The sequence below is a fragment of the Pseudomonas sp. IT-P395 genome, assembly GCF_949767675.1.
In the GTDB taxonomy this organism is placed as follows: domain Bacteria; phylum Pseudomonadota; class Gammaproteobacteria; order Pseudomonadales; family Pseudomonadaceae; genus Aquipseudomonas.
In genome coordinates this window covers 302,636-313,530 of sequence record NZ_CATKPW010000059.1, presented here as the reverse complement: position 1 = coordinate 313,530, position 10,895 = coordinate 302,636, and the positions used below count along the sequence as shown (strand labels likewise).

The following is a 10,895-nucleotide window of genomic DNA, read 5'->3' as shown; positions in this document are numbered from 1 at the left end:
TCCACCCGCAGCAACGGATATGCCCCCAATCCCAAACCCCAAATCCCAGACAAACAAAAACGGCCCCTATATAAATAGAGGCCGTTCCCGGTAAAGCTAAGACTTCATCGCAAGACAAGTCTTATTTGCGGTCTTCCAGCTTGGAAATGTCACGCGACTCGTAACCAGTGTACAACTGGCGCGGACGGCCAATCTTGTACGGGCTGGAGAGCATCTCTTTCCAGTGGGAGATCCAGCCAACAGTACGTGCCAGCGCGAAAATCACCGTGAACATGCTGGTCGGAATGCCGATCGCCTTGAGGATGATCCCCGAGTAGAAGTCGACGTTCGGGTACAGCGAGCGCTCGATGAAGTACGGGTCGGTCAGCGCGATCTCTTCCAGGCGCATGGCCAGTTCGAGTTGCGGATCGTTGTTGATGCCCAGTTCCTTCAGCACTTCGTCGCAGGTCTGCTTCATTACAGTCGCGCGAGGGTCGCGGTTCTTGTAAACGCGGTGACCGAAGCCCATCAGTTTGAACGGATCGTTCTTGTCCTTGGCCTTGGCGATGAACTTGTCGATGTTCGAAACATCGCCAATCTCGTCAAGCATGGTCAACACGGCTTCGTTTGCACCGCCGTGGGCAGGGCCCCACAGTGCAGCGATACCGGCGGCGATACAGGCGAACGGGTTGGCACCCGAAGAGCCGGCCAGGCGCACGGTAGAGGTCGAAGCGTTCTGCTCGTGGTCGGCGTGGAGGATGAAGATCCGGTCCATGGCCTTGGCGAGCACCGGGCTGATCGGTTTGATCTCGCACGGGGTGTTGAACATCATGTGCAGGAAGTTTTCCGCGTACGTCAGATCGTTGCGCGGGTACATCATGGGTTGGCCCATGGAGTACTTGTAAACCATCGCTGCCAGGGTCGGCATCTTGGCAACCAGACGGATCGCGGAGATTTCGCGATGCTGCGGGTTATTGATGTCCAGGGAGTCGTGGTAGAAGGCCGAGAGGGCGCCGACTACACCGCACATGACGGCCATCGGGTGGGCGTCGCGACGGAAGCCGTTGAAGAAGGTTTTCAGCTGCTCGTGAACCATGGTGTGGTTTTTCACGGTGCTGACGAACTGGGCCTTCTGTTCTGCGGTCGGCAGTTCGCCGTTGAGCAGCAGGTAGCAGGTTTCCAGGTAGTCCGATTTTTCAGCCAGTTGTTCGATCGGGTAGCCGCGGTGCAACAGAATGCCGTTGTCGCCGTCGATATAGGTGATCTTCGATTCGCACGAGGCGGTCGACATGAAACCAGGGTCGAAAGTGAAGCGGCCCGTGGCCGTCAGGCCCCGAACATCAATTACATCGGGACCAACGGTGCCGGTTAAAATGGGCAGCTCGACGGGGGCTGCGCCCTCGATGATCAACTGCGCTTTTTTGTCAGCCATGTGGCCTCCTATTTATGCTTGAACCATCAGACAGACCCCCCACGCAGGGCCCGCACCACTATAGTGAGATAAATTCGAATGTCAATTTGCCTAAAGTCTTGCTCCAGAAGGCTTTAAGCGCACTTTTTCCTCGAAATTGACTGCCATTTACGCCTTTTATACGACTTGTGCAATCAGCTATTTGGGGTAGGTGATTGCGTTGTCATTAGTAACCTAACTGTCTATACTCGGCCACCGACCGCCAAGGGCTTTTGGGCCAGCTTTGTTGGGGGTCGCATCCCTGGGTGGTGGTTACCTGACCAGTGCACTCCCCAACAACTTTGCCCTGATTGTTAGGGGCTCTTCAGTGTGAAAAAAAAGCCGTGAAAAGCCAACGACCTGTAAACCTAGACCTAAGGACCATCAAACTCCCCATCACCGGCGTTACGTCGTTTCTTCACCGTGTTTCCGGCATCATCCTCTTCCTGGGTATCGGCTTCATGCTTTATGCATTGGGCAAGTCTCTGGGTTCCGAGGAAGGTTTTGCCGAAGTGAAGGCATGCTTGACCAGCCCGCTGGCCAAGTTCGTAGCATGGGGCCTCCTGTCCGCTCTGCTGTATCACCTGGTAGCCGGTGTGCGCCACTTGATCATGGACATGGGCATCGGTGAGACGCTGGAAGGCGGCCGCCTGGGCTCGAAAATCATCATCGCCATTTCCGTGGTGCTGATCGTTCTGGCAGGAGTTTGGATATGGTAACCAGCGTTACGAACCTTTCGCGTTCGGGCCTCTATGACTGGATGGCGCAACGTGTGTCTGCGGTTGTTCTCGCGGCTTATTTCATCTTCCTGATCGGATACCTTGCAGCGAATCCGGGCATTGGCTACGACCAGTGGCACGGCCTGTTCGCTCACAACGGGATGCGTATCTTCAGTCTGCTGGCCCTCGTTGCCCTTGGCGCTCACGCCTGGGTCGGCATGTGGACCATCGCGACCGACTACCTGACGCCAATGGCGCTGGGCAAGTCCGCGACTGCAGTACGTTTCCTTTTCCAGGCAGTTTGCGGCATCGCGATGTTCGCTTACTTCGTCTGGGGTGTGCAGATTCTCTGGGGTATCTGATTCATGGCTAACATTCCAACGATTTCTTTCGACGCCATCATTATTGGTGGTGGCGGCGCCGGCATGCGCGCTGCGCTGCAACTGGCGCAGGGCGGTCACAAGACTGCCGTGATCACCAAGGTTTTCCCGACCCGTTCGCACACTGTGTCCGCCCAGGGCGGCATCACGTGCGCAATCGCGTCCGCTGACCCGAACGATGACTGGCGCTGGCACATGTACGATACCGTCAAGGGCTCCGACTACATCGGTGATCAGGACGCTATCGAGTACATGTGTCAGGAAGGCCCGGCCGCGGTTTTCGAGCTGGACCACATGGGTCTGCCGTTCTCGCGTACCGAGCAAGGCCGTATCTACCAGCGTCCGTTCGGTGGTCAGTCCAAGGACTACGGCAAGGGCGGTCAGGCTGCACGTACTTGCGCGGCGTCCGACCGTACCGGTCACGCACTGCTGCACACCCTTTATCAGGGCAACCTGAAAGCCGGTACTACGTTCCTGAACGAGTACTACGCTGTTGATCTGGTGAAAAACCAGGAAGGCGAATTCGTCGGTGTGATCGCGATCTGCATCGAAACCGGCGAAACCACCTACATCCGCGCCAAGGCCACCGTACTGGCTACCGGCGGTGCAGGTCGTATCTACGCTTCCACCACCAACGCCCTGATCAACACCGGTGACGGCGTCGGCATGGCTCTGCGTGCTGGCGTGCCGGTACAAGACATTGAAATGTGGCAGTTCCACCCGACCGGCATCGCCGGCGCCGGTGTACTGGTTACAGAAGGTTGCCGTGGTGAAGGTGGTTACCTGATCAACAAGCACGGCGAGCGTTTCATGGAGCGTTATGCTCCGAACGCCAAAGACCTTGCCGGTCGTGACGTGGTTGCTCGTTCGATGGTTAAAGAAATCATCGCCGGCAACGGTTGCGGTCCGAATGGCGACCACGTAATGCTCAAACTCGACCACTTGGGCGAGGAAGTGCTGCACAGCCGTCTGCCAGGCATCTGCGAACTGTCGAAGACGTTCGCTCACGTTGACCCTGTTGTTGCGCCGGTTCCGGTTGTTCCGACTTGCCACTATATGATGGGCGGCGTTGCCACCAACATCCACGGCCAGGCGATCACCCAGAACGCCGAAGGCGTGGATCAGATCATCCCTGGTCTGTTCGCAGTAGGTGAAGTGGCTTGCGTATCGGTGCACGGTGCCAACCGTCTGGGCGGCAACTCGCTGCTCGACCTGGTGGTATTCGGCCGCGCTGCCGGCCTGCATCTGGAAAAAGCACTGACTGATGGCATCGAATACGACGACGCTACCGAAGCCGACATCGAAGCTGCCCTGTCGCGTCTGAACGCGCTGAACAGCCGTACTGATGGCGAAGATGTGGCAACCCTGCGTCGCGAACTGCAAAGCTGCATGCAGAACTACTTCGGCGTATTCCGTACCGGCGAATACATGCAGAAAGGTATCGCTCAGCTCGCTGACCTGCGTACCCGCATCGCCAACGTGAAGATCAACGATAAGTCGCAGGCGTTCAACACTGCCCGTATCGAAGCGCTGGAACTGCAAAACCTGCTGGAAGTGGCTGAAGCTACCGCCATCGCTGCCGAAGTCCGTAAAGAGTCGCGCGGTGCTCACGCCCGTGAGGACTTCGAAGATCGTGACGACGAAAACTGGCTGTGCCACACCCTGTACTTCCCGGGTGACAAGCGCGTCACCAAGCGTGCCGTGAACTTCTCGCCGAAGACTGTTCCGACTTTTGAACCTAAAGTCCGGACTTATTAAGGGTGACCGCCATGTTGAAAGTCAGTGTTTATCGCTACAACCCTGATCAGGACGCTGCGCCGTTCATGCAGGAATTCCAGGTCGATACCGGTGGTAAAGACCTGATGGTGCTGGACGTGCTGGCCCTGATCAAAGAGCAGGACGAGGGTTTCTCCTATCGTCGCTCTTGCCGTGAAGGCGTCTGCGGCTCCGACGGCATGAACATCAACGGCAAGAACGGTCTGGCGTGCATCACGCCGCTGTCCGCCGTTGTAAAAGGTAACAAGTTGATTGTTCGTCCGCTGCCAGGTTTGCCGGTTATCCGTGACCTGGTCGTCGATATGAGCATCTTCTACAAGCAATACGAGAAGGTGAAGCCTTACCTGCAGAACGACACGCCGGCTCCGGCCATCGAGCGTCTGCAGTCGCCAGAAGAGCGCGAAAAGCTCGACGGTCTGTACGAGTGCATCCTGTGCGCTTGCTGCTCGACTTCGTGCCCGTCCTTCTGGTGGAACCCGGACAAGTTCCTGGGTCCAGCTGCGCTGCTGCAAGCTTATCGCTTCCTGGCAGACAGCCGTGACACCAAGACCAACGAGCGTCTGGCTTCGCTCGATGACCCGTTCAGCGTCTTCCGCTGCCGGGGCATCATGAACTGCGTCAACGTATGTCCGAAAGGCCTGAACCCGACTAAGGCCATCGGTCACATCCGTAACATGCTGCTTTCGAGCGGCGTGTGATTCAGCTGCTGTAACCGCTGCACCGTAGAGGCTGTGGCGCGGGCTTCAACCCGCGTCATGGCTATAACCAGAGCAGTAGCCACAAGCTGCCGCTCTTATTTTGAAGAAATGAGACAAGCAGGGGCATCCGGGCTGGTACCCGGACTATCAGTGTGATCCTAAGTGGCTTGTTTTAGTCGCTGCATTCGGACTTCTGCAAGTTTGCTCGGTGTCGACATCGATGGTGTTCCCCTAACCGAGGGTGACCAAGCATGCAAGAAAGCGTGATGCAGCGCATGTGGAACAGCGCCTACCTTTCAGGTGGAAACGCTGCCTATGTGGAAGAGCTTTATGAGCTCTACCTGCACGACCCTAACGCTGTGCCAGAAGAGTGGCGCACCTACTTTCAGAAGTTGCCTGCCGACGGCAACTCTGCCACTGATGTTTCGCACTCCACAATTCGCGATCATTTCGTGCTGCTGGCAAAGAACCAGCGCCGCGCCCAACCGGTTTCCGCCGGCAGCGTGAGCAGTGAGCACGAGAAGAAGCAGGTTGAAGTGCTGCGATTGATCCAGGCCTACCGTATGCGTGGCCACCAGGCAGCCCAGCTTGACCCGCTGGGACTGTGGCAGCGTCCTGCACCTGCAGACCTGTCGATCAATCATTACGGCTTGACCAATGCCGATCTTGATACGACCTTCCGTGCCGGCGACCTGTTCATCGGCAAAGAGGAAGCGAGCCTACGCGAAATTCACGAAGCGTTGCAGCAGACATATTGCCGCACCATCGGCGCTGAATTTACGCACATCACCGATTCCGAGCAGCGCCAGTGGTTCCAGCAGCGTCTGGAAAGCGTGCGTGGTCGTCCGACGTACTCCGCCGACATCAAGAGCCACCTGCTTGAGCGCGTGACTGCCGGTGAAGGCCTGGAAAAATACCTGGGCACCAAATACCCGGGCACCAAGCGTTTCGGTCTGGAAGGCGGCGAAAGCCTGATTCCGATGCTCGACGAACTGATCCAGCGTTCCGGTTCCTACGGCACCAAGGAAGTCGTCATCGGCATGGCCCACCGTGGCCGTCTGAACGTGCTGGTCAACACCTTCGGCAAGAACCCGCGCGAGCTGTTCGACGAGTTCGAAGGCAAGAAGAAGGTCGAGCTGGGTTCCGGTGACGTTAAATACCACCAGGGCTTCTCGTCCAACGTGATGACCGCCGGCGGTGAAGTCCACCTGGCCATGGCGTTCAACCCGTCCCACCTGGAAATCGTTTCCCCGGTGGTAGAAGGTTCGGTTCGCGCCCGTCAGGATCGTCGTAACGACCCGACCGGTGAGAAGGTTCTGCCGATCTCCATCCACGGTGACGCTGCATTCGCAGGTCAGGGCGTGGTCATGGAAACCTTCCAGATGTCGCAGACCCGCGGTTTCAAGACCGGCGGTACCGTGCACATCGTGATCAACAACCAGGTCGGTTTCACCATCAGCAACCCGCTGGACTCGCGTTCCACCGAGTACGCCACCGACGTTGCCAAGATGATCCAGGCGCCAATCCTCCATGTGAATGGTGATGATCCGGAAGCCGTGTTGTTCGTGACCCAACTGGCCATCGACTACCGCATGCAGTTCAAGCGTGACGTGGTGATCGACCTGGTCTGCTACCGTCGTCGCGGCCACAACGAGGCCGACGAGCCAAGCGGTACTCAGCCTCTGATGTATCAGCAGATCACCAAGCAGCGCACCACCCGTGAGCTGTACGCTGATCGTCTGACCCAGGGCGGTGTACTGGACGCAGAGCGTGTTCAGGCGAAAGTCGACGAATACCGCAACGCGCTGGACAACGGTCTGCATGTAGTGAAATCGCTGGTCAAAGAGCCGAACAAAGAACTGTTCGTGGACTGGCGTCCGTATCTGGGCCACGCCTGGACTGCGCGTCACGACACGCGTTTTGATCTGAAGACCCTGCAAGAACTGTCCGCCAAGCTGCTGGAAATTCCGGAAGGCTTCGTGGTTCAGCGTCAGGTCTCGAAGATCTACGAAGACCGTCAGAAGATGCAAGCCGGCGGCCTGCCGATCAACTGGGGTTACGCCGAAACCATGGCGTACGCGACCCTGGCGTTCGAAGGTCACCCGATCCGCATGACCGGTCAGGACATCGGCCGCGGTACGTTCTCGCACCGTCACGCTGTTCTGCACAACCAGAAAGACGCGGGCACCTACATTCCGCTGCAGCACCTGTACGACGGTCAGCCACGCTTTGACCTGTACGACTCGTTCCTGTCGGAAGAAGCGGTACTGGCCTTCGAATACGGTTACTCGACCACCACGCCGGATGCGCTGGTGATCTGGGAAGCCCAGTTCGGCGACTTCGCCAACGGTGCACAGGTTGTTATCGACCAGTTCATCACCAGCGGCGAGCACAAGTGGGGCCGTCTCTGCGGTCTGACCATGTTGCTGCCACACGGTTACGAAGGTCAGGGCCCTGAGCACAGCTCGGCACGTCTTGAGCGTTACCTGCAACTGTGCGCCGAGCACAATATTCAGGTCGCCGTACCGACCACGCCAGCGCAGATCTACCACTTGCTGCGTCGTCAGGTGATTCGCCCGCTGCGCAAGCCGTTGATCGTGCTGACGCCGAAGTCGCTGCTGCGCCACAAACTGGCCATCTCGACCCTGGAAGATCTGGCCGAAGGTTCGTTCCAGACCGTGATCCCGGAAATCGATACTCTGGACCCGAAAAAGGTCGAGCGTGTTGTTCTGTGTAGCGGCAAGGTCTACTACGACCTGCTGGAAAAACGCCGTGCCGAAGGCCGTGAAGATATCGCCATCGTGCGGATCGAGCAGCTGTATCCATTCCCTGAGGACGACTTGAAAGAAGTCCTGGCTCCGTACACCAACGTCAAAAATGCCGTTTGGTGTCAGGAAGAGCCGATGAACCAGGGAGCCTGGTACTGCAGCCAGCATCACTTGCGCCGTAGCATCGGTAACCTCGACAAGTCTCTCGTACTTGAGTACGCGGGCCGTGAGGCTTCTGCTGCACCTGCTTGTGGTTACGCATCGATGCACGCCGAGCAGCAGGAAAAACTGCTGCAAGATGCTTTCACTGTTTAACGCCTTCGCGCTGACTGAAACCGAATTTTAAGGACCCACAGATAATGGCTATCGAAATCAAAGCCCCGTCATTCCCGGAATCGGTTGCCGATGGCACCGTTGCCACTTGGCACAAGAAACCAGGTGAGGCCGTCAAGCGTGACGACCTGATCGTCGACATCGAAACCGACAAAGTCGTACTCGAAGTCCTGGCTGAAGCTGACGGCGTGCTGGGCGCAATCGTTGCCAACGAAGGCGATACCGTTCTTTCCAACCAGGTACTGGGCTCGATCGAAGAGGGCAGCGCTGCCGCTGCTCCAGCCGCCGCTGCTGCTCCGGCTGCTGCTGCCGCCGCTCCAGCTGCTGGCGAAGGCGAAGACGATCCTGTTGCTGCTCCTGCTGCGCGCAAGCTGGCTGAAGAAAACGGCATCAACATCGCTTCCGTTGCCGGCACCGGCAAAGGTGGTCGTGTGACCAAGGAAGACGTGGTGGCTGCTGTTGCTGCCAAGAAAGCCGCTCCGGCTGCCGCGCCTGCCAAGGCTGCTGCTCCTTCGGCTGCCGCTCCTGTGTTCGCCGCTGGCGACCGCATCGAGAAGCGCGTACCGATGACCCGTGTTCGTGCCACCGTGGCCAAGCGTCTGGTTGAAGCACAGTCGAACATGGCGATGCTGACCACTTTCAACGAAGTCGACATGACTGAAGTCATGGCCCTGCGTTCGAAGTACAAGGATCTGTTCGAGAAGTCCCACAACGGCGTACGCCTGGGCTTCATGTCGTTCTTCGTCAAGGCTGCTACCGAAGCGCTGAAACGCTTCCCGGCTGTCAACGCGTCGATCGACGGCGGCGACATCGTTTACCACGGCTACGCGGACATCGGCGTTGCCGTTTCCAGCGACCGTGGCCTGGTTGTTCCGGTTCTGCGTAACGCCGAGCTGATGAGCCTGGCTGAAATCGAAGGCGGCATCGCCACTTTCGGCAAGAAAGCCCGTGACGGCAAATTGTCGATGGACGAGATGACCGGTGGTACCTTCACCATCACCAACGGTGGTACCTTCGGTTCGATGATGTCGACCCCGATCGTCAACCCGCCGCAGGCAGCGATTCTGGGCATGCACAACATCATCCAGCGTCCTATGGCCATCAACGGTCAGGTCGTTATCCGTCCGATGATGTACCTGGCACTGTCCTACGATCACCGTCTGATCGATGGCAAAGAAGCTGTGACCTTCCTGGTGACCATCAAGAACCTGCTGGAAGATCCGGCTCGTCTGTTGCTGGATATCTGATAGAAGCAGTCGCGGGCTTCAAGTTTCAAGCTGCAGGAAAGGGCAGCTTGGCTTGGGGCGCGCGGCTTGAAGCTTTTCGCTAAAGAGGATTTTTTGAATGTCGCAGAAATTTGACGTAGTAGTGATCGGTGCTGGCCCTGGTGGCTACGTGGCTGCCATCAAGGCCGCGCAGCTGGGTCTGACCACTGCCTGCATCGAGAAGTACACCGACGCAGAAGGCAAGCAAGCCCTGGGCGGCACCTGCCTGAACGTGGGCTGCATTCCTTCCAAGGCGCTGCTCGACAGTTCCTGGAAATACAAGGAAGCGAAAGAAAGCTTCAACGTTCACGGTATCTCGACTGGCGAAGTCAAAATGGACGTCGCTGCGATGGTTGGCCGCAAGGCTGGCATCGTCAAGAACCTGACCGGCGGCGTTGCCACCTTGTTCAAGGCCAACGGCGTTACTTCGATCCAGGGCCACGGCAAACTGCTGGCTGGCAAGAAGGTCGAAGTCACCAAGCCAGACGGCTCGGTTGAAGTCATCGAAGCTGAAAACGTCATCCTGGCTCCAGGTTCGCGTCCGATCGACATTCCACCGGCTCCGGTTGATCAGAAAGTCATCGTCGATTCGACTGGCGCTCTGGAATTCCAATCCGTACCTAAGCGTCTGGGCGTGATCGGCGCTGGCGTGATCGGTCTGGAACTGGGTTCGGTGTGGTCGCGTCTGGGTTCGGAAGTGGTTGTCCTCGAAGCTCTGGACACCTTCCTGATGGCAGCGGACACCGCTGTTTCCAAGGAAGCGCTGAAAACCCTGACCAAACAAGGTCTGGACATCAAACTGGGCGCTCGCGTAACCGGCTCGAAAGTGAATGGCGACGAAGTCGTTGTGAACTACACCGATGCCAACGGCGAGCAGACCATCACGTTCGATAAGTTGATCGTAGCCGTTGGTCGCCGTCCGGTGACCACTGATCTGCTGGCTGCCGACAGCGGCGTGACCCTCGACGAGCGCGGTTTCGTGCACGTTGACGATCACTGCGCGACCACCGTACCGGGCGTTTTCGCCATCGGTGACGTGGTTCGCGGCATGATGCTGGCGCACAAGGCATCCGAAGAAGGCATCATGGTTGTCGAGCGCATCAAGGGCCACAAAGCCCAGATGAACTATGACCTGATCCCTTCGGTTATTTATACTCACCCGGAAATCGCGTGGGTTGGTAAAACCGAGCAGGCCTTGAAAGCTGAAGGCGTTGAAGTTAACGTCGGCACCTTCCCGTTCGCCGCTTCCGGCCGTGCCATGGCCGCCAACGATACCGGTGGTTTCGTCAAGGTCATCGCTGATGCCAAGACTGACCGCGTATTGGGCGTGCACGTGATTGGCCCGAGCGCTGCAGAACTGGTTCAGCAGGGCGCGATCGGTATGGAATTCGGCACCAGCGCTGAAGACCTGGGCATGATGGTTTTCTCCCATCCGACCCTGTCTGAAGCCTTGCACGAAGCTGCTCTGGCTGTGAATGGCGGCGCCATCCACATTGCCAACCGCAAAAAGCGTTAACAGACAATAAG

The 10,895-nt window shown here is 57.9% G+C and carries 8 protein-coding genes; 7 read left to right on the top strand and 1 reads right to left on the bottom strand.

Annotated features, from left to right (window positions below):
• Positions 1 to 121 precede the first annotated feature (121 nt).
• Positions 122 to 1,411, bottom strand: a complete 1,290-nt coding sequence (gltA, locus tag ACM6IN_RS26670; protein WP_007919904.1) for a citrate synthase — start codon at positions 1,409 to 1,411, stop codon at positions 122 to 124.
• A gap of 362 nt (positions 1,412 to 1,773) precedes the next feature.
• Here gltA and sdhC point away from each other — a divergent pair, with 362 nt between their 5' ends.
• The 7 genes from sdhC (at position 1,774) to lpdA (ending at position 10,884) form a co-directional block, all read left to right on the top strand.
• Complete coding sequence (sdhC, locus tag ACM6IN_RS26665) at positions 1,774 to 2,148, top strand: succinate dehydrogenase, cytochrome b556 subunit (RefSeq protein WP_038363944.1); 375 nt, start codon at positions 1,774 to 1,776, stop codon at positions 2,146 to 2,148.
• Positions 2,142 to 2,510: a succinate dehydrogenase, hydrophobic membrane anchor protein gene (gene sdhD, locus ACM6IN_RS26660; RefSeq protein WP_007919900.1), complete on the top strand. Its 369-nt coding sequence runs from the start codon at positions 2,142 to 2,144 to the stop codon at positions 2,508 to 2,510. The genes sdhC and sdhD overlap by 7 nt, the downstream gene beginning before the upstream one ends.
• Positions 2,511 to 2,513: 3 nt before the next feature.
• Positions 2,514 to 4,286 carry a succinate dehydrogenase flavoprotein subunit gene (sdhA, locus tag ACM6IN_RS26655; protein ID WP_007919889.1) on the top strand — a complete coding sequence of 591 codons (1,773 nt, stop codon included), beginning with the start codon at positions 2,514 to 2,516 and terminating at the stop codon, positions 4,284 to 4,286.
• 11 nt (positions 4,287 to 4,297) lie between these two features.
• The gene (locus ACM6IN_RS26650; RefSeq protein ID WP_007919888.1) at positions 4,298 to 5,002 is read left to right on the top strand and encodes a succinate dehydrogenase iron-sulfur subunit; all 705 of its coding nucleotides are present in this window, start codon (positions 4,298 to 4,300) and stop codon (positions 5,000 to 5,002) included.
• A 251-nt stretch (positions 5,003 to 5,253) separates the two neighbouring features.
• Positions 5,254 to 8,085, top strand: coding sequence for a 2-oxoglutarate dehydrogenase E1 component (locus tag ACM6IN_RS26645; protein ID WP_007919886.1), 2,832 nt, complete (start codon positions 5,254 to 5,256; stop codon positions 8,083 to 8,085).
• 44 nt (positions 8,086 to 8,129) lie between these two features.
• Entirely contained in the window at positions 8,130 to 9,350 is a 1,221-nt protein-coding gene (gene odhB, locus ACM6IN_RS26640) for a 2-oxoglutarate dehydrogenase complex dihydrolipoyllysine-residue succinyltransferase (RefSeq protein WP_007919883.1), read from the top strand.
• 97 nt (positions 9,351 to 9,447) lie between these two features.
• Entirely contained in the window at positions 9,448 to 10,884 is a 1,437-nt protein-coding gene (gene lpdA, locus ACM6IN_RS26635; protein ID WP_007919881.1) for a dihydrolipoyl dehydrogenase, read from the top strand.
• The last annotated feature ends 11 nt before the right edge of the window (positions 10,885 to 10,895 follow it).

Bases quoted from the DNA above. Each gene is read 5' to 3' on its own strand.
- ACM6IN_RS26650 (WP_007919888.1), top strand. From the start codon at position 4,298: ATGTTGAAAGTCAGTGTTTATCGCTACAACCCTGATCAGGACGCTGCG.
- lpdA (WP_007919881.1), top strand. From the start codon at position 9,448: ATGTCGCAGAAATTTGACGTAGTAGTGATCGGTGCTGGCCCTGGTGGC.
- gltA (WP_007919904.1), bottom strand. From the start codon at position 1,411: ATGGCTGACAAAAAAGCGCAGTTGATCATCGAGGGCGCAGCCCCCGTC.
- sdhA (WP_007919889.1), top strand. From the start codon at position 2,514: ATGGCTAACATTCCAACGATTTCTTTCGACGCCATCATTATTGGTGGT.
- odhB (WP_007919883.1), top strand. From the start codon at position 8,130: ATGGCTATCGAAATCAAAGCCCCGTCATTCCCGGAATCGGTTGCCGAT.
- ACM6IN_RS26645 (WP_007919886.1), top strand. From the start codon at position 5,254: ATGCAAGAAAGCGTGATGCAGCGCATGTGGAACAGCGCCTACCTTTCA.
- sdhD (WP_007919900.1), top strand. From the start codon at position 2,142: ATGGTAACCAGCGTTACGAACCTTTCGCGTTCGGGCCTCTATGACTGG.